The 23,063-nt window shown below is 61.2% G+C and carries 25 protein-coding genes, 1 tRNA gene and 1 pseudogene; 8 read left to right on the forward strand and 19 right to left on the reverse strand.

Going from position 1 to position 23,063, the window contains the following annotated elements:
* Window positions 1–7 precede the first annotated feature (7 nt).
* The 6 genes from NE851_RS19375 to NE851_RS19400 form a co-directional block, all read right to left on the reverse strand.
* The gene (locus tag NE851_RS19375) at window positions 8–1,273 is read right to left on the reverse strand and encodes a glycerate kinase type-2 family protein (RefSeq protein WP_097543826.1); all 1,266 of its coding nucleotides are present in this window, start codon (window positions 1,271–1,273) and stop codon (window positions 8–10) included.
* Window positions 1,274–1,400: 127 nt separating this feature from the next.
* Window positions 1,401–2,798 carry a dipeptidase gene (locus NE851_RS19380; protein ID WP_097543827.1) on the reverse strand — a complete coding sequence of 466 codons (1,398 nt, stop codon included), beginning with the start codon at window positions 2,796–2,798 and terminating at the stop codon, window positions 1,401–1,403.
* A 17-nt stretch (window positions 2,799–2,815) separates the two neighbouring features.
* Window positions 2,816–3,874 carry an ABC transporter ATP-binding protein gene (locus tag NE851_RS19385; protein WP_047614727.1) on the reverse strand — a complete coding sequence of 353 codons (1,059 nt, stop codon included), beginning with the start codon at window positions 3,872–3,874 and terminating at the stop codon, window positions 2,816–2,818.
* A 7-nt stretch (window positions 3,875–3,881) separates the two neighbouring features.
* Window positions 3,882–4,673 (reverse strand): ABC transporter permease, encoded by a 792-nt coding sequence (locus tag NE851_RS19390; RefSeq protein WP_047614729.1) that lies wholly within the window; start codon window positions 4,671–4,673, stop codon window positions 3,882–3,884.
* The gene (locus tag NE851_RS19395) at window positions 4,670–5,494 is read right to left on the reverse strand and encodes an ABC transporter permease (RefSeq protein ID WP_047614731.1); all 825 of its coding nucleotides are present in this window, start codon (window positions 5,492–5,494) and stop codon (window positions 4,670–4,672) included. The genes NE851_RS19390 and NE851_RS19395 overlap by 4 nt, the downstream gene beginning before the upstream one ends.
* 120 nt (window positions 5,495–5,614) lie before the next feature.
* Window positions 5,615–6,655 (reverse strand): ABC transporter substrate-binding protein, encoded by a 1,041-nt coding sequence (locus NE851_RS19400; protein ID WP_047614733.1) that lies wholly within the window; start codon window positions 6,653–6,655, stop codon window positions 5,615–5,617.
* A gap of 72 nt (window positions 6,656–6,727) precedes the next feature.
* On the opposite strand from NE851_RS19400, the pseudogene NE851_RS19405 reads away from it, so the two are divergent.
* Window positions 6,728–8,803: pseudogene (locus tag NE851_RS19405) on the forward strand (adenine deaminase).
* Between the two features lie 108 nt (window positions 8,804–8,911).
* Window positions 8,912–9,202 (forward strand): DUF6074 family protein, encoded by a 291-nt coding sequence (locus tag NE851_RS19410; protein ID WP_080759889.1) that lies wholly within the window; start codon window positions 8,912–8,914, stop codon window positions 9,200–9,202.
* Here NE851_RS19410 and NE851_RS19415 read toward each other — a convergent pair.
* From NE851_RS19415 to NE851_RS19445, 7 genes are all read right to left on the reverse strand, one after another.
* A complete protein-coding gene (locus NE851_RS19415; protein WP_097543828.1) occupies window positions 9,175–9,693 on the reverse strand; it encodes a hypothetical protein in 519 nt (172 codons plus the stop codon). The genes NE851_RS19410 and NE851_RS19415 overlap by 28 nt on opposite strands.
* On the reverse strand, window positions 9,690–10,310 hold the full coding sequence (locus tag NE851_RS19420) for a hypothetical protein (protein WP_097543829.1): 621 nt from the start codon (window positions 10,308–10,310) through the stop codon (window positions 9,690–9,692). The genes NE851_RS19415 and NE851_RS19420 overlap by 4 nt, the downstream gene beginning before the upstream one ends.
* Window positions 10,307–10,924, reverse strand: coding sequence for a hypothetical protein (locus tag NE851_RS19425; RefSeq protein ID WP_097543830.1), 618 nt, complete (start codon window positions 10,922–10,924; stop codon window positions 10,307–10,309). Before NE851_RS19425 ends, NE851_RS19420 begins: the two co-directional genes overlap by 4 nt.
* A complete protein-coding gene (locus tag NE851_RS19430) occupies window positions 10,921–11,679 on the reverse strand; it encodes an ABC transporter ATP-binding protein (protein ID WP_063475434.1) in 759 nt (252 codons plus the stop codon). The genes NE851_RS19425 and NE851_RS19430 overlap by 4 nt, the downstream gene beginning before the upstream one ends.
* A complete protein-coding gene (locus NE851_RS19435) occupies window positions 11,676–12,740 on the reverse strand; it encodes a FecCD family ABC transporter permease (RefSeq protein WP_052213365.1) in 1,065 nt (354 codons plus the stop codon). The genes NE851_RS19430 and NE851_RS19435 overlap by 4 nt, the downstream gene beginning before the upstream one ends.
* A 4-nt stretch (window positions 12,741–12,744) precedes the next feature.
* Window positions 12,745–13,848: an ABC transporter substrate-binding protein gene (locus NE851_RS19440; protein WP_174824494.1), complete on the reverse strand. Its 1,104-nt coding sequence runs from the start codon at window positions 13,846–13,848 to the stop codon at window positions 12,745–12,747.
* 113 nt (window positions 13,849–13,961) lie between these two features.
* Window positions 13,962–15,053, reverse strand: coding sequence for an extracellular catalytic domain type 1 short-chain-length polyhydroxyalkanoate depolymerase (locus NE851_RS19445; RefSeq protein WP_097543832.1), 1,092 nt, complete (start codon window positions 15,051–15,053; stop codon window positions 13,962–13,964).
* Window positions 15,054–15,310: 257 nt separating this feature from the next.
* Here NE851_RS19445 and NE851_RS19450 point away from each other — a divergent pair, with 257 nt between their 5' ends.
* The 3 genes from NE851_RS19450 (at window position 15,311) to NE851_RS19460 (ending at window position 16,903) form a co-directional block, all read left to right on the forward strand.
* On the forward strand, window positions 15,311–15,625 hold the full coding sequence (locus NE851_RS19450) for a PepSY domain-containing protein (RefSeq protein WP_047614749.1): 315 nt from the start codon (window positions 15,311–15,313) through the stop codon (window positions 15,623–15,625).
* 36 nt (window positions 15,626–15,661) lie between these two features.
* The gene (locus NE851_RS19455; RefSeq protein WP_097543833.1) at window positions 15,662–16,273 is read left to right on the forward strand and encodes a general stress protein; all 612 of its coding nucleotides are present in this window, start codon (window positions 15,662–15,664) and stop codon (window positions 16,271–16,273) included.
* A gap of 222 nt (window positions 16,274–16,495) precedes the next feature.
* Window positions 16,496–16,903 carry a low affinity iron permease family protein gene (locus tag NE851_RS19460; protein ID WP_047615366.1) on the forward strand — a complete coding sequence of 136 codons (408 nt, stop codon included), beginning with the start codon at window positions 16,496–16,498 and terminating at the stop codon, window positions 16,901–16,903.
* On the opposite strand, the gene NE851_RS19465 is transcribed toward NE851_RS19460, so the two are convergent.
* The 3 genes from NE851_RS19465 to NE851_RS19475 all read right to left on the reverse strand — a co-directional run bounded on the left by NE851_RS19465 (window position 16,900) and on the right by NE851_RS19475 (window position 20,611).
* Window positions 16,900–17,259: a low affinity iron permease family protein gene (locus tag NE851_RS19465; protein ID WP_047614753.1), complete on the reverse strand. Its 360-nt coding sequence runs from the start codon at window positions 17,257–17,259 to the stop codon at window positions 16,900–16,902. The genes NE851_RS19460 and NE851_RS19465 overlap by 4 nt on opposite strands.
* A gap of 139 nt (window positions 17,260–17,398) precedes the next feature.
* On the reverse strand, window positions 17,399–19,516 hold the full coding sequence (gene katE, locus NE851_RS19470) for a catalase (RefSeq protein ID WP_097543834.1): 2,118 nt from the start codon (window positions 19,514–19,516) through the stop codon (window positions 17,399–17,401).
* A gap of 195 nt (window positions 19,517–19,711) precedes the next feature.
* A complete protein-coding gene (locus NE851_RS19475; RefSeq protein ID WP_097543835.1) occupies window positions 19,712–20,611 on the reverse strand; it encodes a hypothetical protein in 900 nt (299 codons plus the stop codon).
* A 324-nt stretch (window positions 20,612–20,935) separates the two neighbouring features.
* On the opposite strand from NE851_RS19475, the gene NE851_RS19480 reads away from it, so the two are divergent.
* On the forward strand, window positions 20,936–21,115 hold the full coding sequence (locus NE851_RS19480; protein WP_254962257.1) for a hypothetical protein: 180 nt from the start codon (window positions 20,936–20,938) through the stop codon (window positions 21,113–21,115).
* Window positions 21,116–21,383: 268 nt separating this feature from the next.
* Here the strand turns inward: NE851_RS19480 and NE851_RS19485 are convergent, their stop codons facing one another.
* A complete protein-coding gene (locus tag NE851_RS19485) occupies window positions 21,384–21,638 on the reverse strand; it encodes a hypothetical protein (protein WP_017991185.1) in 255 nt (84 codons plus the stop codon).
* Between the two features lie 135 nt (window positions 21,639–21,773).
* Window positions 21,774–21,848: transfer RNA gene (locus NE851_RS19490), tRNA-Asn, on the reverse strand.
* Window positions 21,849–21,965: 117 nt separating this feature from the next.
* Between NE851_RS19490 and NE851_RS19495 the strand changes: the two genes are divergently transcribed.
* Complete coding sequence (locus tag NE851_RS19495) at window positions 21,966–22,283, forward strand: hypothetical protein (protein WP_047614760.1); 318 nt, start codon at window positions 21,966–21,968, stop codon at window positions 22,281–22,283.
* 84 nt (window positions 22,284–22,367) lie between these two features.
* Window positions 22,368–22,706 (forward strand): hypothetical protein, encoded by a 339-nt coding sequence (locus NE851_RS19500; RefSeq protein ID WP_047614762.1) that lies wholly within the window; start codon window positions 22,368–22,370, stop codon window positions 22,704–22,706.
* On the opposite strand, the gene NE851_RS19505 is transcribed toward NE851_RS19500, so the two are convergent.
* A complete protein-coding gene (locus NE851_RS19505) occupies window positions 22,703–23,041 on the reverse strand; it encodes a KTSC domain-containing protein (RefSeq protein WP_097543836.1) in 339 nt (112 codons plus the stop codon). The genes NE851_RS19500 and NE851_RS19505 overlap by 4 nt on opposite strands.
* Between the last annotated feature and the right edge of the window lie 22 nt (window positions 23,042–23,063).

Consider the following 23,063-nt stretch of genomic DNA (forward strand, 5'->3'; position numbering starts at 1 on the left):
CGGGCTGCTAACGGATCAGGATAGCCCTGAAATCATTGACATTGGTTCCGGTCGGGCCGGTTTCAAACAGATCGCCGCTGGCCGCAAAGCCTGAATAGCTGTCATTGCCGTCGAGCAGGCGGCGCGGATCGAGCCCGGCGGCGCGCAGGCGCTTCACCGTGCCGCCATCGGCAAAGGCGCCGGCATTATCCTCCGAGCCGTCGATCCCGTCCGTGTCGGCAGCAAGGACATGGATGCCCTCCTGTCCGTCGATCGCAAGCCCCATGGCGAGCGCGAATTCGCCGTTGCGTCCGCCCTTGCCGCCCTTGGCGCGCAGCGTCACCGTCGTCTCGCCGCCGGAAAGGATGACGACCGGCTTCGAAAACGGCCTGTTCCGGCCCAATACTTCGCGGGCGATCGCTGCATGCACCAGCGCCACGTCGCGCGATTCCCCCTCGATCGCATCCGAAAGGATCGCCGGCTCGATCCCCTGCGATTTTGCCAGTGCCGCAGCGGCCTCCAGCGAAACGCCCGCGGAGGCGATGATGTGGTGCGCGTGCCGTGAGAAGACCGGATCGTCCGGGCGAGGGGCATCGGCCTTCGGCGAGTTCAGATGGTCGAGTGCGGCCTGCGGCAGCTGCAATCCATATTGCCGGATGATCTCGAGCGCATCGTGTCGTGTCGAACCATCCGGCACCGTCGGCCCGGAGGCGACATGGGCCGGGTTGTCGCCGGGAATGTCGGAGACAACAAGACTGACGACCTTCGCTCTGGTCGCTGCCGCAAGCCTTCCGCCCTTGATGGTGGAGAGATGCTTGCGCACGACGTTCATCGCCGAAATCGGCGCGCCCGAGGCAAGTAGCATTTCGTTGAGAGCGATCTCGTCTTCGAGGGTCAGCCCTTCCGGCGGAGCGGGCAGCAGCGCCGAGCCGCCGCCGCAGATCAGCGCGATCACCAGATCGTCTTCCGTCAAGCCGTTCACCGTTTCCATCAACCGCTTTGCCCCGGCGAGCCCCGCGGCATCGGGTACCGGATGGGCGGCCTCGATGATTTCGATGCCGAGCGTCTCGCAACCATAGCCGTAGCGGGTGACCACCAGGCCTTCGATCGCTCCGTCCCAGACGCTTTCGAGGGCACGCGCCATTTGCGCCGCGCCCTTGCCGGCGCCAATCACCACGGTCCTTCCCTTCGGCCTGTCAGGCAGATGCGCTTTGATGCCGGTCAGCGGATCGGCGGCGCGAACCGCCGCGTCGAACAGGCTTTTCAGGAAGTCGCGGGGAGCTGATATCCTCATCGGTGGTCTCTGCTGCTTCGGTGTCGATAGGGATGGGACAGTGCTTTAATTCTCGGCCCCGAAGGTCCGCAAGACATTGGCCGCACCACAGCCTATTGCATAATTCAAACTGTTACAGTGCCGCGCGTCAGTCGGCGAGGGCCGCCAGGATACGAACCCAGGATCGTATGCCTTTGTGGAAGCTGGAGAGATCATATTTTTCGTTCGGGCTGTGGACGCGGTTGTCGAAGCGGGCAAAGCCGACCAGGAGGGCATCGCATCCGAGCCGGCGTTTGAAGTCGCCGACGATGGGGATCGAGCCTCCCGTGCCGGCAAGAGCCGCTTCGCATTGCCATTCTGTCGAAAGCGCCTGAAGCGTCCTGGTGAGAAACGGACTGTCGATCGGCATGACGGTGGCCGGCGAAAGTCCATAATCCCTGAAACTGACCGAACAATCCCTGGGGATACGTGCGCGCACATGCCGCTGGAAGGCATCGCGGATCGCTTGGGGATCCTGTCCTTCCACCAGTCGAAACGAAATCTTGGCGCTTGCCTTCGCCGGAATGACCGTCTTGAAGCCTTCGCCCGTATAGCCGCCGCTCATGCCGTTGATCTCGCAGCTCGGCCGCGCCCAGATCTGTTCGAGGACGGAACGGCCTGCCTCGCCGGCCGGATCTCTCAGGCCGATATCGCCGAGAAAGGCCTCCTCGTCGAAGGGCAGTCTTTTCCACAGCGCCTTGATGGCGTCGGGGAGCTCTTTCACGCCGTCATAGAAACCTTCGACCGCAACGCCGCCATCGGTTCGCCGCAGGCTTGAAACGATGTCTGACAACACCTGCAGCGGATTGCGTGCGGCATTGCCGAACATGCCGGAATGCAGGTCCTGATCGGCGCAGGTGATCTCGATTTCCGTGGTGTAGATACCGCGCAGCATCGTGGTGACGGCAGGCGTTTCACGATCCCACATATCCGTGTCGCAGACGAAAACAGCATCGGCCTTCAACTCGTCCGCCGTGGCATCCAGAAAGGGTGCGAGACTCGGACTGCCGGCCTCTTCTTCGCCTTCGAACAGCATGCTCACCTGCACCGGCAGTTTCCCGGTAACGCTTTTCCAGGCGCGGCAGGCTTCGACGAAGGTCATCAATTGTCCTTTATCGTCGGAGGCGCCGCGCGCCACGATCGCGGTATCGCCGTTCGGCAAGGCTTCCATGCGCGGCTCGAACGGATCGCTGGTCCACAGTGCCAGCGGATCGACCGGCTGGACATCGTAATGGCCGTAAAACAGCAGATGCGGTGCGGATGCCGCCTTTTCATGCGCGACCACCATCGGATGGCCGGTCGTTTTGCGCACCGATGCTTCGAAGCCGATGGCAGCCAGATCCCGGCTCAGCCATTCGGCGGCGGCGCGGCATTGATCGCGATAAGCCGGGTCGGTCGAGACGCTCGGAATGCGGATCAGCTCGAAAAGCCGCGCCAGGCTGTCATCGAGGCTCCGGTCCACATGGGCAAGAACGGCGTCGATATCCTGATTGCTGATACTGGCCATGGTTTCTCCTCAGCGGCTCAATCTTCCGGGTCGAGAATGCAGCACTGCTCGGCAAGCGGGATCAGTACGGCGGACGCCCCTGTTTCCAGCGGGTCGGACAAAGCTCCATTGGCGGTAATCTCTCCCGCCGATGTCGCGCATTTATACTGATAGGCCCGGCCGAGATAGGTGCGGGTGCCGAGCACGGCGGCGATGCCATCGCCGTCACGGCTGACGGCAAGGCCGTCTGCGCGGCAGGCCAGCACGAAGTCGTCCTTGATCGGCCCGAATGCATCCTGAGACAGATGCAGCCGTGCGCCGCCCGTCGCTTCGGCGGTCACGATCGCTCCGTTGCGCGCGGTTACCTTCATCCGGATCAGGTTCTCGAAGCCGACGAACCGGGCGACGAAGGCATTGGCCGGCTGGCGGTACAGCACCTCCGGCGCATCGAGCTGCATGATGCGCCCGGCATTCATGATCGCCACCCTGTCGGAGATCGAGAATGCCTCTTCCTGGTCGTGGGTGACGTAAAGCGATGTCGTGCCGTTGGCGCGCTGGAGCTGCCTGATCTCGACGCGCATGTCGATCCTGAGCTTTGCATCGAGATTGGAAAGCGGCTCGTCGAACATCAGCAGCGGCGGCTCGATGACCAGTGCCCGGGCGAGCGCCACGCGCTGTTTCTGGCCGCCGGAGAGAGCCGAAGGCAGGCGGTCGGCGAAGGCGGAAAGGCCGACGCGCTCCAGCATGGCCATCGTTCTCTTCGTCCGTTCCGGCTGGGGAACACGACGCTGCCTCAGGCCGAAGGCGACATTGTCCTGCACGCTCAGGTGAGGAAAAAGCGCGTAGTTCTGAAAGACCAGACCAATGTCGCGCGCATGCGCAGGAAGGCCGGTGAGGTCGCGTTCGCCGAGCTTGATGCTGCCGCTGGTCGGCTGCAGAAAACCGGCCACCAGGCGCAATGTCGTCGTCTTGCCGCAGCCGCTGGAGCCGAGCAGGGAAACCAGCTCCCCGGCCATGACTGAGATCGACAGGTCCTTGAGAACCTCAGTGCTGCCGTAATGGGCGGAGATGGAATCGATGGTGAGGGATACGGTCAAGAGCGTTCTACTTTGTCAGGAAGGTGAGACCGAGCGTGGCCTCGACGACGGCCATGACGCCGACTGTCACGAACATCAGCAGCACCGATACCGAGGCGATCGTCGGATCGAAGAACTGTTCCATATGCGCAAGGATCTGGATCGGCAGCGTCGAGATGCCAGGACCGGTCAGGAAGACTGACACCGACACGTCGTTGATCGAGGTGATGAAGGCGAGGATGAAGGCGGCAATGACCCCGGCGCGGATATTTGGCAGGACCACGGTCAGGAAGGTTTTCAGCGGCGGGCAACCCAGGCTGATCGCCGCCTCCTCGACGGAAAAATCGAAGGCCGCCAGGCTGGCGCCGACGACCCGCACCGAATAGGGCAGGATCAGCAGCGCATGACCGACCAGCAGGCTGATGAAGATCGGAAGCCCGAGGCCGATCGTGACCGACTTCATCAGCGAGAATCCGAAGACGATCTCCGGCACCAGGATCGGCAGGACGAAAATGGTGGAAAGCCAGCGCGGCAATTCCACCCGGTAGCGGTTGATCGCATAGGCGGCCGGGATGCCGATCAGCAGCGATAGCGCCGTGCCGAGAAAGGCGACCTGCAGGCTGGTCAGCGCCGTCGTGCGGAAGGCCTCGATCTCGAAGATATTGACGAACCAGCGCAATGTCAGGCCCTGCGGCGGGAAGGTCAGATAGGTCGTGTCGCTGAAGGCCGCACCGACGATGATGACCAGCGGTGCGAGCAGGAAGAAGAAAACGCAGGCCGCGAAGGCGGCGAGGATCGGGTGAACGCGCCTGTCCATCACACCGCCATCGGATTGAGCCGGCGTGCAACGCGGCTCATGATGAGGACGACGCCGAGCGTCAGCACCACCATGATGGCGGCGATCGTCGATGCACCCACCCAATCGAAGGTGACCATGGCGCGCTGGTAGAGGAAGGTCCCCATCATCATCTGCTTTTCTCCGCCGAGCAGTTGCGGTGTCGCATAGGAGGTGAAGCTGCCGGTGAACACCAGCACGGCGCCGACGATGAGGCCGGGTGTCGCCAGCGGCAGGATCACCTGAAGGAATGTCATCAGCGGTCTGGCGCCGAGCGAAGCGGATGCATCGATCAGATCGCGCGGGATGCCCTCAAGCACGCCGACGAGCGTCAGGATCATCAGGGGAACGAAGAGATAGACCATGGCGACGATCACCGAGCCTTCGGTATAGAGCATCGAAAGCGGCTCACTGAGGATACCGGTCGAGATCAGCATGGTGTTGAGGATGCCGTTCTTCCCGAGAATAATCAGCCATGCGAAGGATCGGACGACGACACCTGTCAGCAGTGGAAAAACCGCTGCGATGATCATGATACTCTTCGCGCGGCCGGGCATTTGGGCGATCACATAGGCGGTGATGAAACCCACGGTGAGGGAGATCGCCGTGGTGATCAGAGCGATCTCCAGCGTTCGGTAAAGAACCGCCCGGCGAAAGCCGCTGCTGAAGAATGTCACATAGGGCGCAAACACGCCCTTCGGTTCCGCAAACGTCGCCGCGATGGTGATGGCGACGGGAACGATGAGAAGCGCAACGACGGCAATCGTCGCCGGCATCGTCAATCCCCATCTGGCAAAATGCTTCATCTCAAAACTCGTGGCATGTCCTGATATCGGGAGCGCCGCATCTCGGACTCGGATGTGCGGCGCTTCCAGGTCTGACCGAGGCCCGGCAATAAACCGGCCTCGGGCCGGGATACCGGCAGCTTACTGAGCGAAGACTTCGTTCCAGCGGTCGATCCAGTCAGCCTTGGCGGCATTCATCTTGGCATAGTCGATGCGGGTGAGGCTCGCGACCATATCCGCGCCATAGGTCCAGATCTTCGCCTGATCCGGAGTCAGGCTGACCTTGGTCGAGATCGGCGCATCGACGCCTTGTTCGGCTTCAGCCTGCTGGACGTCCTTGGACAGGATGAAGTTGATGAACTGATGCGCCAGTTCGACATTTTCCGAACCCTTCGGGATGTTCACCGTATTCAGCGTGGCGATGTCGCCGTCCTTGAGCTTGGCCCATGTCATCGTCGGAACGGCCGCCTGCATCGATGCCAGGGTAAAGTCCTGGGCCAGCGCAACGCGCACTTCGCCTGTCGATATCAGGTTTACCAGCTCCGAGCCGGTGTTGTAGTTCTTGACGACATTGGGCTTCAGCGCCTCGATTTCCGAGAAGGCCTTGTCGGTGTCCTCATAGGCATCCGCGCCGCCATGCTTGCCGGCTTCCAGAACGACCAGCGGGCCGGCGGTGGTGGTGATGCCGGGCAGGGAGACGGAGCTTTTCAGATCGTCGCGCCACAGGTCGCCCCAGGCGGTGATCGGCGGGTTGACCTTGGCGGAATCATAGACGATGCCGACGCGCCCGATCGTATAGGCGGGGCCGTATTTGCCCTGAGGCGCCTTGCCCAGTTCGTAGATATCCGCAAGATTGGGGATCTTCGAGGGATCGATCTCCTGGAACAATCCCTGTTCGATGCCGAGCTGCGAGAAGCTGTCGGTGAGGTAGATGACATCGACGCCCTTGCCATCGCGCAGTTTCAGCTTGTTGAGCCGGTCGGCGTTGTTGCCGGTCTCGAACACGATCTCGCAGCCGCAGATCTTCTTGAAGGGCGTGATGATGTTGGCGTTCATCTTCTCGCCGTTATAGCCCCACCAGGAGATGGTCAGCGTCTTCGATTGCGCATGGGCCGCAGCGGTGCCGCCGGCGGCGGCAAGCAGCGCAAGAGACAGGATTCGGGCGAAACGTCTGGCCTTCATGAGCAATATCCTTCTGTGAAAACGGCGTTGATAATCGGGATCATGCCCCTTGGATTTGAGGGATACTATTTTTTGATCGATCGGCTCGCAAGCTCAATACTTGGGCAAATGCGTACTTGCTTGGGGAATTTTCCAAGATCGAACCATCAGTAGCTCTCGGTTGATGACGTCTTGTTGTTGATCGCAAAGCGTGTTGCGCCAGCGCTTTACACATTCGCGCGTGGTCTTTACGGTCCGCGGCGGTTCCAGCGTCTCACGGGCATTTCATTCATGGTTACCTCGCGCACCGCACTTCCTGATGACTTGCTGATCAACGCGTCCGACGAGGTTCGGACGCGCCAGGATCTTGTGCTGACGGCGCTCGGACGCCGGCCCGCCGACAGGCTGCTGCGCGTCGGCAGATTGCTCGATGTCCACACCAGGACATGGCTCGACGATCAGGAGATCGTCATCAAGGGCCGCCGTATCGCCTATGTCGGCCCTGCCGGCAGTTATGTTGGCGAGGTGAACGAGCGCTTTTCCGAGCCGGATCTTGCGGCCGTGCCGGGCTTCGGCGAGGCACACAAACATATCGAAAGCTCCCATCTGACGCCCGAATGGGAGGCGGCGCTGGTAATGCCGCATGGCGTGACCTGGACGTGTGAGGCGAGCCACGAATTTTCCAACGTCAACGGCGCCCGCAACCTGGAATTCTGGCTGGAAGCGCGCCGGCGCGGATCGCCGATGAAAATCTTTCCCCTGCCTGGCTCCGCCGTGCCGCCGACCGCCTACGAGTGGGGTGGCGGCTGGTTCGGTTACGACGAACAGAAGGCCTTCCTGTCCGAAAGCCTGATGGTCGCCGGGCTCGACGAAGTCATGGACTGGCCGTCCATATCCGATCCCGGCAATCCTTCCTACAACCGGCTGTGGGGCATGATCGGCGCCACCTTCGAACAACGCGGCGTCATCGAAGGCCACGGTGCCGGACTGCGCGACATGGCCTCGATCAACGCCTTTGCCGCGGCGGGTCTCGCCTCCGATCACGAAGGCTGGTTCCTCGATGAGATCTGGCAGAAACTCCTCCACGGTCTTTTCATCGAGCTCAGGCCACATTCCCTGCCGGAGGTCATCCGCGGCCTGATCGACAAGGGGCTGACGGACTGGTCGCAGATCGCCCTGGTGACCGACGACCGCAGCGCCTCGGACACGCTGAAAATCGGTGCGACCGACCACAATGTCCGCCTCGCCATCGAAAACGGCCTTGCGCCGGAGATCGCCATCCAATGCGTCACCCTCAATCCGGCGCGCCATATGCGGCTGACGCCGTGGGTCGGATCGATCGCACCGGGCCGCTTCGCCGATATCGTTCTTCTCAGCGACGTCGGCAGCCTGTCGATCGAAAAGGTGTGGGCGGACGGGCGTCCTGTGTCCGAGGGTGCGACCTTCATTGGCGTGCGCCCGGAAATCGACTGGCCGCAATGGGCGACGCGCACCGTGACCATAGACAGGACGGTCACGGCAGACGATTTCCGCATCGAGGCGCCGCCGAACCGGGCCACGGTCAACACAGCACTTTTGCGGCCGTTTCACTGGCACGACGATTTCATCACCATGGAATTGCCGGTAGAAGATGGCCTCGTGCAGCGGGATCCCGCGCGCAATGTTACCAAATTCTCGATTGTCGACCGGTTTTCCGGGGAGGCCAAGATCTCCAGGATGTTCTGGCTGGGCACCGGACCGCGCACGCCGGAGACGGCGCTCGCCTCCACGCTCGGGCACGACAAGCACAATATCTGGACGGTCGGTTCGTCGGACGAGGCGATGGCGCTGGCCGTCAATGCCCTGAACGAGCAGCAGGGCGGCTGGGCGCTGGTATCCGGCGGCAAGATTCTCGCCCGCGTCCGCTACGAGGTCGGCGGCCTGATGACGGCCCGTTCGGCCGAAGCGCTCGATGCGGAGATGCAGGCTCTTTATGCGGCCGGTGCCGGGATCGACTGGATGTACGAGCCGACCTTTTCGCCTCGATGGTGGCCGGGCTTTCCCGAACGCCTGTCGTTTGCAACGCTTACCTGCTCACCCTGGCGCTGGGTCCTGGTCGCGCCGTCGGAGCTGGCGCCGGAGGGGTTCGTGAACGTGCTCACAGGCAAGACCCATCCGATTGTCTGGTGACATTGCGGAGCGCCAAAAATCCACCTGATTGATCTTCTGACTGCAGCAATAGAAAGCATTAACCATAGTCCCTTAGATAACGAACAGGATCAAGGGAACCTGTGTTCGATGGCTGATGAAATGACCCACCGCCCCGCCGCCTCCAGTGAAGGCAGGGTGATTGCTTTCCCCTCCGGAACCGGAACTGCCAATATCGAGCGTTGCGCCCGCGAACTCGGCCGACGGCATGGCGCGGATGCGCTGGAATTCTGGAAGGCCGAATGCCGCAGGCTTGCCGATCAGCTTCTGGCGGCCGGGATACCGGAGAGCGACGTCCGTCAGCGGGTGATGTGGTTTCAGGAGGATGTCCAGAACGAACTCGTCCTCAGCCATCAAAAGCGGGCCGTTGCCTCTTCGTAAACTGCCTCTGGCGGCAGCGCCAGCAACCGGTCGGCCATCTCCTGCTTGAGCCAGGCGAGGCGCTCCTCTTCCGCGGGCGTCCGGTCGGTCTTGCGGCCGAGCGTGATGAACTCCTCGCGGACATGGCCGTCACGCAATTGCAGGGTGACGGTTCGTCCGCGATAGCTGAGTTCGAAGACGTAGCGAGCGAGGATGTCGCCGCGCTCCGTCCGGTCGAGCGAGGGGTCGACGCTATAGCGTCCTTCCGTCAGCGCACGCGTCACCATTTCGAAGGCGTCACGCCCGCCGGGACCGCGAAAGGCCGTGCGGATCGAGATTTCGCGGCGCTCCGGTGGTCCATCGACGCTGAGCAGCGGAAACGCGCGCTCCATCACCTTGAAGGCATGGGCGACACCGCCGGGAAAACCGTAGCCATGATAGTGCATGATATCGGCAAAGCCGTAGGCAAGCGGCTTGCCGTCTTCGAGAACTTCGATCTTCGCTTCGTTCATCTCGATCTTCCTTTGTCCAATTCCCGGCGCATCCAGGGAAGAAAACCATCCAGGAAACGCGTCGTCGCCGGCATGAAATGCGATCCGTGGTGGAAGCAGGGGTCGAGGCTGGTGATCACCATGCGCCCCGCCGTCGTGACCTCGTCCACATAGAGGATCGGCTTGCCTTCCTCATTCACCGCAAGAACCTCGACGCCCTCGGGTGGATCGAACCAGCCGTGAAGATGCCAGGTCAGGTCGTCCTGCCCGAGATGTTCGAACAGTGAATGGTGCGGGGAGGCGATCCTGACGCCGAGATCGGCGCCCTCGGTCAGCCACCACCACCAGTTCGTCGGCTGAGGTGTGAAATGGATAGCAGGCAGGAACGCCTGCCAGGCCGTCTCGCCGGTCGCGACGATCGTGCCGCCCTGATCGAGATAGTCGCGCAGCTGGGCCGCATGCGGCGCCAACCGGTCCGCCGGTGTGCGGCAGGGAATGAACAGCACCTGGTGTTTGCCGAGTTCGACCGAGGGCAGGTCCTCCGGCCGCACCAGGCTGTCGAAATAATGCCGGTAACGCGGCGCTTCCAGCGTCTCGATATGGTAGTAGGCGCCAGGATGGATCGCGAGCACGCTCATCGGTTCAGTTCCCCCGCCAGCCAGGCGATGGCGCGGCCGGCCAGCTGCTTCTGGATGTCGGGATCGTCTCCGCAACCCCAGAATTCGTTGCCGGCATGCGACAATACCTCTCCGCCCGCCGGCCGCGCCCAGATCCAGTCGATGGGCACCGCAGCCGGTCCCAATGTATTGATCGCGACGGCGCCTGATGGCATCGGATTGTGTCCCCGGCCGTAGAACCCGGCGACGCCGCGGTTCGTTTCCAGCATCCTCTGATCGATGCCGGCAAAGACCGGATGATCGAAGCGCCTGATTTGGGCGAAGTCTGACCGCTTCGGCTGCGGCATGGGAATATAGACGCCGAGTTCCGGCAGGATCGGCCGGAGCATATGGCCGTTGAAGATCCACCGGCCGCCGCGATCGAGGAAGGACGCCACCGCCGAGGCATATTTGAGAAAGCCGATCTGATCGAGATGGATGGTGGTGATCAGGCCGCTTGCGGCGGCAAAATGCGCCTCCGCAAGCTCCGTCTCGCGTACCGTCATCAGCTTGCCCTGCGCGGTTGCCTCCGCGAAAGCCGGCGCGCTCAGGGTGAAGGGGTCCTGATAGTGCGACTGGATGAGAAGAATGGTCATGCGGCGCGAATTCCTGCAAAGGCGGGCAGGACCGCCTGATGTCTTTCGCCTGCCGGACCGACAAGCTCGACAACCCGCATCGGCACCCCGTAGAGCCGTTCCAGATGGTCCGGCGTGATCGTCTCCGCGACCGGGCCGAACAGCGATTGACCATCAGGCATCATCAGCAGTGCGTCGTCGGCGGCCGCGAGCGCATGGTTCGGATCATGTGTGGTGAAGGCGATCGCCTTGTCGCGCGGCTCGCGAAGGCTCTTGAGCAGGTCGAGCAGCCGCTCCTGGTTGCGAAGGTCGAGTGCCGCTGCCGGCTCATCGAGGACGATCGCCTGCGAGCCGGTGGCGAGCGCCCGTGCCAGAAGCACGAGCTGCCGTTCGCCGCCGGAAAGCCGGTCGAAGAAATGATCGGCAAAGCGGGCAGCGCCCGCCCGCTCGAGCGCGGCATGGGCAATCTCGAAATCATCAGGTCCCGGCTGTCCGAAGAGGCCGAGATGCGCTGCCCGTCCCATGACGGTGACATCGATGGCGCGGTAGCGCTGGTTGCTGCTTCCGGTCTGCGGGACATAACCGACAATGGCGGGCGCGACGCGGCTGCCTTCGTCCAGCCGTTGAAAACCGAGCAGTGCTTTCAGCGTCGTCGTCTTGCCGCGCCCGTTGGGGCCGAGAATGGCGAGCGACCGCCCGACGGCAACCGAGAAGCTGAGACGGTCGAGAATGATGCGCGTCCCGAACCTGACGACCGCATCCGTCAAGCCGATCATGATCCCGTCCTTTCCCGATAGTGATGACGCAGCAGCGTTGCGAAGATCGGCGCGCCGACGAGGGCGGTAATGACGCCGAGCGGGATCTCCGCCGCCGTCGCCGCGCGGGCGAGCGTATCGATGCAGACCATGAACCCTGCGCCGAGCACGGCGGCCGCCGGCAGTAGCGCGCGGTGATCATGACCGACCAGCAGGCGGGCGGCGTGGGGAATGACGATGCCGATCCAGCCGATGATGCCGGAGACCGCGACCTGGCTGCCGACGATGACGGCGATGAGGCAGAAGACCAGCCATCTCTCGCGTGTCGTATTGGCGCCGAGGCTGCGGGCCTCGGCCTCGTCGAGCGACAGGATGTTGAGCCGGAAACGGAGCATCCACAGGAAGCAGCTTCCGAGGATGAGGCCCGGTGCCGCCACCAACGTGCGTTCCCAGGTGGCGGTCGCAAACGATCCCATCAGCCAGTAGACGATGGCGGGAAGGGATGTGTTGGGATCGGCGATGAATTGCAGCAGCGAGACGACCGCCGAGAACATCGAACTGATGACCAGTCCCGACAGGATCACGGTCACCGTTTCCGACCGGCCGTTGATGCGCGAGAGCAGTCCCACCAGGATGACGGCCGCCATGCCGCAGAAAAACACCATGGCGATCAGCGGAAATCCCCAGATACCGAGCATGATCGCCAGGGCGCCGCCAAAGGCTGCACCCTGGGATATGCCCAATATGTCGGGCGAGACCAGGGGATTTCGAAACACACCCTGAAGGCCGGCGCCCGAGATGGCGAGCCCGGCGCCGGCAAGTGCTGCCAGCACCACGCGCGGCGCCCGCACCAGCAAGACGATGCGTTCGTCGATCCCGGCAAGCTCCCGCGACGGATCGCTGATCCCCTGCCAGATCAGCTCCAGCGCACGTCCTGGCGGCACCGAGAACCGTCCGACGCAGAGGCTGACGGTGAAGGCAATCACCAGCAGCGCCAGCAGCAAGGCGAAAATCAGCGTCTGCCTGGCGAGGTGGATTCGGCGGGCAGCGGGCACCGCCTCGTCCTGCGTCATCGTCGTCATGACATTACCTAGCCTCGAACTGCGCGTAGTCGGCGGAGGCGCCCTGATCCTTCAGCCAAAGGATATTGTCGATATCGCCGTCGGTCAGGTCGTAGTTGTAAAGCGTCTTGTAGGCCGTCTTCATTTCCGCCCGCAGATCGTATTTGAAGATATCGGGATGGAGCAGGTTGGCGGTCCACATCCAGGACAACGGTGATTCCTGGTTCGGCGGATCCCAGCGATAGCCGCCGAGCGGCATCCTATAGACTCGCTTGGATTTGGCGGCATTGGTCAGGGACAGGATCGGATCCTTATAGACCCAGTCGACGTTCAGCTTGGCCTCAAAAGCATTGAGGAAGATGACGTCGGGGTTCCATTGCGCGATCTGTTCCTTGTTCACCGAGACCGTGCCGTTGAGTTCGGCAGAGGCGTTTTTCCCGCCCGCAAGCGCGATGGACCAGGCATTGTAATTGCCCTTGGTGCCCGATGCGCTGATATCGGAGAGCGCGCGGCCGAGATAGAGAACGTTCGGCCTCTTGTCATCGGGAATAACGGTCGCCTTGGCTTCGATATCCTTCTGGACGCGGTCGCGCCATTCCACCAGTTCGCCGATCCGCTCGGGCTTGCCGATCGCCTTCGAAGCCATGGTCATATAGTCGCGGGTCAGCTCTTCCGTGCCGTAGAGGATCAGCATCGTGGTGAGGCCGGCATTGGTGATCGGTGCGACGATATCGGCGCCGCGATCGCCCCACTGGATCACGAGGTCGGGATTGGCGGCGGTCAGCGCCTCGACATTCGGTACGAAATTCGGCGCCGTCACGTCGGAGGGAATATCCTTGGCTTCGGGGAAGATCTTTCCGAGAATCCCTTCGACCACGGCACTCTTCGCCGTCGGGTTCATGCCGACGAGCTTCCTGGTGCTGCCATCCAGCGCAATGACGGTGGACGCCATCGGGATGACGATCGAGACGACTCGCTCGGCCGCTTTTGCCAGCCGTACCTCGCGGTTTCCCTGATCCTTGAAGACGATCTCTTCGGCAAAAGCTGCCGGTGCAAAAAGCACGGCGGCAAGGGCTGCCGCCATGCGGCGGCGGCAAGCAGTTGCGATAACAAGCGAAAGCGGAACCATGGTGTCTCCCCGTACAGGCATATGCGATGAGCGCCATTCCTATTCCGCGTATTTAATCTTGTCTACAAATCTCCACTTTAATTAGCGACATGTCGTGGAACCCTCATCGATACCTAGCGCAGCAGCCCGGCGGACCGGAGGGCATCTTCAATGACCTTCTGAATACCGCCACGGTCGCTGCCCGCGCCAAATGGATCCGGGGTATTTTCCGGTTGAGTAGCTGAGGGCCTCGCGTCGCGCCGTTTCTCAAACGAGGGAACGAGACCCCAGGACCTGGCAATTTCGACAGTCGAGGAAATTCCGACGTCAAGCATGAAGGGGCCGCTTGCCCCGTAGCCGGTGCCGACATCGAGTGGCGTGCCGTGACCCATGCCGGCAATCGTATAGAGTTCGATCACCTCGCTACCGTGCGGATCGGTCCAGACCTGACGCTGATGTTGTCCGATATCTTCGATGCGCGCCGGCGATGCGCCGACGCCGTGGACATGTCTCCATTGCTCGATGATCGCATTCGCGTTGGATGCGGCGACGGTTCTGTCTGCGGTCCCCTGCCAGAGTGACAATGTCGGCCACGGGCCTTTGTGTTTTGAAGCGTTTCTCAACCGCAGTTCAAGCTCTTTGCCAGTCGGGCCACCTTGACCGCGCATCCGGTCGAACGCTTCGGGAATGGTCGCGGCACTTGCGTATGGCAGGCCTGCGATGATCGCGCCGCCGGCAAAAAACTCGGGATAGGTCGCGAGCATGGCGGCGGCCATGGCGCCGCCGGCCGACAGCCCCGTCACAAACACACGTCTGCCGTCAATACCATGTTCCGCAACGACCTTTGCGATCATCTGGCGAATGGAAGAGACCTCGCCATAATCCCGGCGAATATCCTCCGGGTTGAACCAGTTGAAGCAGAGGTTTGGATTGTTTGCCCTTTGCTGCTCGGGAAACAACAGCGCGAAGCCATAGTCCTCGGCCAATCGCGACCACCCGGATCCGCTATCATAGCCGGCGGCGGTCTGGGTGCAGCCGTGCAGGACAACGACCAGGGCCATGTTTTTCCCGCGCTTCGACGGCAAATAGGTGTAGCCCCCCAAGGCACCCGGGTTTGTGCCAAACGCGTCCAAGGCGACGAGATCGGAGTTGCCCTGCGTGGGTTGAGTGCGAAGTGTTCCTCGCAGCGCAGCAAGGCGTGCAAGGGTGTCTGACATAGATCTCATGAAACTCTCCGCCAATCAGCAGCCGGGATGGCGGTGATGCCTGACTAAACGCTTCAGCCTACGAAAGGTTGCTGCACTGCACAATGTTTATTTTTGGAACGGCAGCCTTTCCAAGGGCGGGCGCGCTCTCCTGAGGAGCGCACCCGCTAAGTTATTCAGATATCTTATTTTCTTTTAGCAAAACGAGGGAACATACCCGCTTGCACCGGGTTATCAGCGGCAATCTTCCCCATGAAGATATGAACGCGAGGAAACCAATGAAAAAGATTCTACTGACAACGGCTGCCTTCCTGATGGCGGCCTCCGTTTCGCTCGCACAGAGCCAGACACCGACGACAAGCCAGGAAACGCCGGCTGTGGCGACGCCTGATACCAACAACCCGGGCGCGCCTGTCCAAGGCAAGAACAGTTTCACCGAAGACCAGGCCAAGTCGCGGCTTGAGGATGCGGGCTACAGCGCCGTCACCGGTCTCAAGCTTGACGATCAGGGCGTGTGGCGTGCGTCCGCGACCAAGGATGCCAAGCAGGTGCAGGTGGCACTCGATTACCAGGGCAACATCGTCGTCAAGTGACGGCCGACCCTTTCCTCAACATCGAAGGATAACATTATGAAGACTGTAACAGGACTGTTCGACAACTACGAAGATGCGAAGTCGGCCGTTGGTGAGCTCGAAGCCGCCGGCATTGCATCGAAGGAAATCAGCATCGTTTCGAATACCGGCGATGGCCGCACCGTCGAGGGGCAGGGCAGTAACGCTGCCGAAGGCGCCGGCACCGGCGCCGGGATCGGCGCTCTCGCAGGCGGTGCTGGCGGTCTGCTCACGGGTCTTGGCATGATCGCCATTCCGGGTGTCGGCCCTGTCGTTGCCGCGGGATGGCTGGTCGCAACGCTGGCCGGAGCAACTGCCGGCGCAGTCGTCGGAGGGGCCGCAGGCGGCGTGGTTGGCGCGCTCGTCAAATCGGGTGTGCCCGAAGAAGACGCCCACGTCTACGCCGAAGGCGTCCGTCGCGGCGGCTCGCTGGTCACAGCCCGTGTCGAGGATGATAAGGCCATGGCGGCCAGAGCGATTCTCGACCGCTCCGAAAGTGTCGACATTGCCGAGCGGCGCGCATCCTATACCAAAAACGGCTGGGAGCGCTTCGACGATACGCTTGACCCCTATACACCGGCCGAAGTGGATGCCGAACGTGGCCGGTATTCGACCGGCCCGCGTATCTGATCTTCTGCGAATAGTTTTGGAAAGCCGGCCTTCACCAGGGCCGGCTTTTTCATGGCGGCGGTTCAACTTGTGAAGGCTGCCAATTCGATGGCAGCTTGCTGGCACAGCAAAGACGGCCGCCCAACTTGATCGGCCTCGGCGGCGCGAGGAACTTCGGCCTGGATATGGAGTTGATGTTGTCGATTGACAGCACTGATGCTGCGATTGAACGAGGCCTTTCAGATGTCGAACAAACCCAACTTCTTCTCTTCCTTTGCAACTGCCGTCGCCGACCTCTCGGGAAAGCCGTTCACCTTTGTCGCGGCTCTGGCGCTTGTGTTCGTCTGGGCGGTGTCAGGCCCGTTTTTCGGCTATTCTGAAACCTGGCAGCTTGTCATCAATACCACCACGACCATCATCACATTCCTGATGGTGTTTGTGTTGCAGAACAGCCAGAACCGTGACGGAAAGGCTTTGCAGGCCAAGCTTGACGAACTCATCCTGACGAGCCAGGCCGCCAACAAATTTGTCGGTATCGAAAAGCTGGAGGAGGGCGAACTCAGGGAAATGAGCAAGACCCTTGCCGAAAAGGCAGAATGCGTCGAGGAAAAAGCGGATGAGAAATCTGCCGCAGAGGCAGCGTCCGCCTAATTCGCGCTCTCTGAGATTTGGCCGTGATGTTGCTGGCGCATTCCCTCGATTGCGTCGGCGTCGTTCTTCTCAGCCGCAATCCAGTGGTTTCCTGCCTTGCTTGAGCGGATCAACTCATCGAGCTTGGCATGGAGTGCCATCATGTCCCGATTCTGGGAGTGCTGCACCAGCAGCAAAATGAAAAATATAGTGAGTGTCCCGAGCATGTTGGTCAGCAGAAACCACTGCCGTGGGAAGGAAATGCTGAGACCCACTGCCGCCCATAGAGCTATGAACGCGATCAGCATGACCGGGACCACACGATGCCCTGCCCATGAGACGGCCAAGTCAGAGATCTGTCGAAAGCGCCAGTGCATACGGCTCTCCACAGCGCGTAAAAGGAAAATAGAGCAGATCGGGACAGCTTCCATCGCCCGGGCTGATAAATAGACGCTGCAAACGACCTAAAACCCGCGTTTCCACGGGTTTTACGTTACGAACATGACGACGAGACGGTCAATTCAATTTGACCGATGGCTCCCGACCCCAGACCCGCAGTTTGCCAAGCGCCTTGATAAAGGCGCTGACATCCTTCGCCGCTCCGAGTGCAATCACGCCCTCATCCAGAGAATCGGCAATGCCGGCTTTTTGCATCAGCGGCAGCGCTGTCTCCACATAGCCGATGAACTTGCAGTGCACGAAGGCATCCGCCACGAAATCGCGGGCCGTTGCCTCCTTCAGCAGATCGCCGGTTCCCTCGGCCGAGGGGAGGAGGGCGACGGCGTCGTAAAGCACCGAAGGTCCGCCGTCGATCATCTGATGCGCCTCGATCCAATTGCCGTCCGAGAGCGTCACGCCGCCGATCTTCGGCGCGATCACTTCGAATGTTGCCTTCTGCTCGGTGATCTCGGCAAGCAGCGCCTTGAAGACAGCGGCATCGCTGCCGTCGCTGACAAGAATGCCGAGCTTGCGTCCTTCGAACCGACCCGGGCCGCGCTCGATAATGCTGAGCGCCGGCGACGGCTCGAGATCCTGCCGGGTCGGCATGGCCGCGTCGGCAGGCTTCGGCATCGACTTGAATCCGAGGGCGTGGCCGACCTTGCTGGCCAGAGTCTCATCGATGTTCATCAGATGCGAGACCATGCGCTCGCGAATGACCGGCGTTTCGACCTTGCTCAGTTCGAAGATCAGCGCCGCGGCAATATGGCGTTGCTCCGGCGGGGTCTGGCTGATGTAGAACTGCCGGGCCTGGCTGTAATGATCGGCAAAGCTTTCCGGCCGCAGCCGAACCTTGGGACCCTGTTCCTCGGCGGGGAAGTGGCGATAGCCCTGCACCGGCGATTCCCGTGGCCCCTGATTCCAGGAGTTCGGCTGGTAATTGACGCGCCCGACAGGATTGCGCATCGCCATATGGCCATCCTGCTGAAAATTGTGGAAGGGACACTTCGGCGCGTTGATCGGCAGATGTGTGAAATTCGGACCACCCAGACGTTTCAGCTGCGTGTCGAGATAGGAGAAGTTCCGTCCCTGCAGAAGCGGATCGTTGCTGAAGTCGATGCCGGGAGGAACATTCTGCGTCATGAAGGCGACCTGTTCGGTCTCCGCAAAAAAGTTCTCCGGCATTCGGTCGAGAACGAGACGGCCGATCGCTTTGACCGGAAGGATCTCCTCCGGAATGATCTTCGTTGGATCGAGGATGTCGAAGTCGAACGTGTCGGCGAAGTCCTGATCGAAGAGCTGCACGCAGAGTTCCCATTCCGGGAAGGCTCCCGACTGGATCGACTGCCAGAGGTCGCGGCGATGGAAATCCGGATCGGCACCATTGATCTTGACTGCTTCGTTCCAGGCGACGGACTGCAGACCGAGTTTCGGTTTCCAATGAAATTTGACGAAGGTCGACTCATCCGCTGCATTGACGAAGCGGAAGGTATGCACGCCGAAACCCTCCATGAAGCGGAAGGATCGTGGAATGGCGCGGTCCGACATCACCCACATGATCATGTGCATGCTTTCGGGCGTCAGCGTGATGAAATCCCAGAAATTGTCATGCGCCGACTGCGCCTGCGGAAATTCCTTGTCGGGCTCCGGCTTTACCGAATGGATGATGTCGGGAAACTTGATTGCATCCTGAATAAAGAAGACCGGGATATTATTGCCGACCAGATCCCAATTTCCCTGCTGGGTGTAGATCTTCACAGCAAAACCGCGCACGTCGCGCGCCAGATCAAACGAACCCTTGCTGCCGGCGACGGTCGAAAACCGCACGAAAGCCGGTGTTTTTTCGCCGGGCCGCTGGAAAAGATCGGCCCGGGTATAGGCGGCCAGGGATGCGTATGTTTCGAAGTAGCCATGGGCGCCGTAACCGCGGGCATGGACGACCCGTTCGGGGATGCGCTCGTGGTCGAAATGAAAGATCTTCTCGCGGAAGTGGAAGTCATCGATGAGGGCAGGGCCGCGGGAGCCGACGCGAAGCGTATTCTGATCGTCGGACACGGGGCCGCCTTGAGCGGTGGTCAGCACAGGCTTGCCGTCTTCGGCAAACTGATGAAGCTCGCCGCCTGCGCCGCGGTGCAGCTTCTGATCATGGATCGTTGCATTGTCCGAGGGCGAGGTTTTGGACGTGTTCTTGGCCATCTCTATTCTCCGGAAAGGGTGTGACCTAACCGAAGCTCCACAATGGCCACATGTTCCGCTTTATGCGAAATAAACCGCCACTGAGGAGAGAAGCCGCTTCACTGCGGCCGAGAACCAGCCACACGAGGCAGGGATAGCCCCAGATAAAATTGGGACGCGGAGCCTTTCGACCTCGCGTCCCCGTTTCGTCTGCCCCTAGGTTCGGGAGGTAACGATAAGATCTTCCTCTTCGTCGCGTTGCGATCCGCCGAAAGCTGCAGCGGCCGCGGCGATGAAAGCCCCGATCAGAAGTGACAACGAGCCGAGCAAGGCCGTCGTGGAGGCCGCCTTGCGTGCCTCATCGGCGGCTTTCTGGGCGGCGACCTTGGCGTCTTCAATGCGCTTCAGGACGGTGTCGACGCGGGTGCGTGCATCGGCTTCGGAAAGGCCGGTGCGCGCAGCGACGATCGTGGCAAGATAGGCCTTGTCGTCATCCGGGATCTGGCCGGCGGCGGCACCGTTGAGGAGAATGCGGGAGACCTCAGCCGTTGCCGCAGTATCATCGGATGTCGCGCCTGCTCGGGCCTGTTCAGGACGCAGCAATGCGTCGGTAAAATAGGCGGTGGAGAGATCGACAGGCGATGAAGTCGACGATGCTGCTGCAGTACCGGCGGCAGTGGCGGCCGAACTCACGGCTTGTGCGCCCGCACCGGCAAGCGAAGTCAGCGACGAGGCGAGAAATCCGGCGACGAAGATCGTCGCCAGCGCCCAGCTTATGAAGCCATGCGCCGTGTCACGGAAGAACACCTCGTCAGTGTGGACGGCCGCCCACTTGGTTCGCAGCCGCCCGGTGATATAGCCGCCGAGCCCGGAGGAGAGCCATTGCACGACAACGAGCCAGATCGCTGCCGTGACCCCCACGGTGCCGAGCGAACTGCTTTGGCCCGACCAGGGCGACACCATCGTCAACCCGACCCCGGATCCAAGCAGCAACAGAATGAGGGTCACTCCGATGGCCGCAGCGGCGCCGCCGAAGATAGGCCCCCATGCCATGGCGGATTTGGAGGATTCGACCGGAGTAGCAATCTCTCCGGCACCTGTCATTGAAACCGACATGATCTGTTCCTATCGCATAAACAGAGCAAGAAGGATGATGATCGGCAGTGGAACACCAAGCAGCCAAAGCAAAATACCGCGACCCATGAAAGACCTCCTGTCAGAACCTGACGTTACGTGGTTGATGCCACTCAACTTTGAACCACGGTCTTTGTTCCCGGCCGGCTTGGTCATCGACGATGCTGATAGGAAGCGACAAGAATCTTCCGCATTCGGAACTAACGCAAGCCGGGCAGCGCCCCTATATCTTCAGGCGAAAGGTGATCTGGAAGGGAGAGCAGCGGCTTTCATCGCTCGGTCACGGCCTAAACGGGAGAAGCATCGATGAACAGATATCGGGCATTTGTCGCAGCCGGCGCAATCAGTCTTGCCGTCATGGCCTCGGCCTGCTCGACGCCGCCGAATTCATATGGCACGGCATCAGGATATCAGCCGGGCGATTCAATGAACCGGGCCTGTGCGGATGGCTTCCGTCCCGGTGACGGCCGTTCGTGTAGCTATTAGAGATAGCCGCCTCTTTGTCGCTTGCGAGAGAGGTGCTGCGTAAGCGGTCATTCCGTTTAGTGACAGCCGCAACGGCAGCGCCGATCGCAGCGTCATCGAACAGTATCGGGCCGAATGCGCCGCCTATTCCGATTCCTATCGCCATGGCGATCGGAGAGCTCGACCGATTTGACGCCGACTGGATTGCGGACGATGAACGGCACGAGAGCTTGTGGCAGATCCCGAGGCTGGCCGCGCCGGATTGTCCTTCGACGGCCCATCCATCCCATTACCGTTTTTTCCGGAGATCACCTGGCAAAGCGTCAATGAGTTGATGCACTTTTCCGGTCGCGAACGCGATGTCCTCGCGCGGCAGATGGACTGTTATCTCAATCTCTTCCCACCTGCCGCCATGGTCTTTTGCGAACCTGACGGCGGCTTCCAAAGATGTGAATTGCACGGCCGGTGCGTTGGCGGTCCAGAACTGCACGCTGCAGTCCGCCGCACTGTAATCTAAAAATGCTTTTTCGGGATCTAACGCCATGGCGTTTGCTTTACACCGCCGGCGGTTGGTTGGCCAGCGAATGCCTACCCGTCGTAAAAAGCGCGTTGTCCGCCGAGGGGGAAGAAAACGCCTGCTTTCGGATTCATCAACGAAACAGAAGATTGCTTGAAAAAATGGCTCCCCGGGCCGGATTCGAACCGGCGACCTGTCGATTAACAGTCGAATGCTCTACCGCTGAGCTACCAGGGATCACTGCTTGGCGCGGTGTGAGTGGGCTAATACAAACGCTTTCCCGATTTGCCAAGCGGTTTTTTCAAAAAAATGAAATGAACTTGTATTTGGGTTGCCTGCGCCCATCTCTGGGGAATGACAAAAGGGAATGATCGCAGAGAGACGAGGGGCGGCGAAAAGCGCGAGGCGCGGGCAAGGCGCTTCGGCATCGATCATGCCAGCGGCAGGCTTGTGCTCGGCTCCTTCAGCATCGGCTTGCCGCGCTCGCGCATCGCGCGGATGGGGCTCGGCGTAGCTCTCATCTTGTGCGGGTTCCTGGGCTTCCTGCCCATCCTCGGCTTCTGGATGCTGCCGCTTGGCTTCATCGTGCTCTCGCACGATCTGCCGTTTGCGCGCCGGCTTCGGCGTCGGCTGGCGGTCTGGTGGCACAGGCGGGGGAAACCAGCTGGCTGACGGCCGCCCCCGTGGAACGGTGGAGCGCTTTTCGCATTTGTGGTTTATGAAGTGTAAGTGCGCCACAATGGCCCAGGTGACGAAATGAAGCTATTTTTTGTGGTTGTCCTGTCCGCGGCGAGCATGCTCTCCGGCGCTCCCGCCGAGGCCCAGAGTGTCGACAGCGGCGGTTTCGACGCCCGCGGCATCTGCCGCCGGCCCGAAGGCTGCGTGGTCGATCATGGCCAGGGTGGCTATAGCGGACCTCGCAACTATCGCAACTTCAACGGTCGCAACGAGCGCAATGGCGACAATGACCGCGACCGGAACAATCGTCGTTATCGTTCTCAGAACAGAAGCGACAATTTCGCCCCCACAGCCAACCGCCTTGCCGCCGGCCCTGTGATGGAACTGGGCGTGCCGCCTATGCAAATTCGGGTCTAGTTGGATCTGAGTTCGCTTTCCTCGAAAACTCCGCCATGGTCCGGGTCGAGGCTGGTCGCCATCAACAGGCTGCAGGCGGCAAGGAGGAGGACGAGCTTCATGGTGTAAGACGCCACGGAAACCGGTTGCCGACGGCCCTGTGATACGCGAGACGGCGCTATATAATATTTATAATAGAAGTGCGGATCATCCGTTTCCAGCAGGTTCCGATAGACGTGCGGTGGGATATTCGCGTGTTTCACCGGCGTAGAACCGGGAAACTTTACATGGAGATCCCTGGTTTCGGCATCGTATGCGGCATGCATATGCTTAGATTTGAGGGCAGCCCAATCCATCGCAGCTCCTTACCCTCCCGAG

The organism is Rhizobium anhuiense bv. trifolii (assembly GCF_024346605.1).
GTDB classification, from domain to species: Bacteria; Pseudomonadota; Alphaproteobacteria; order Rhizobiales; family Rhizobiaceae; genus Rhizobium; species Rhizobium anhuiense.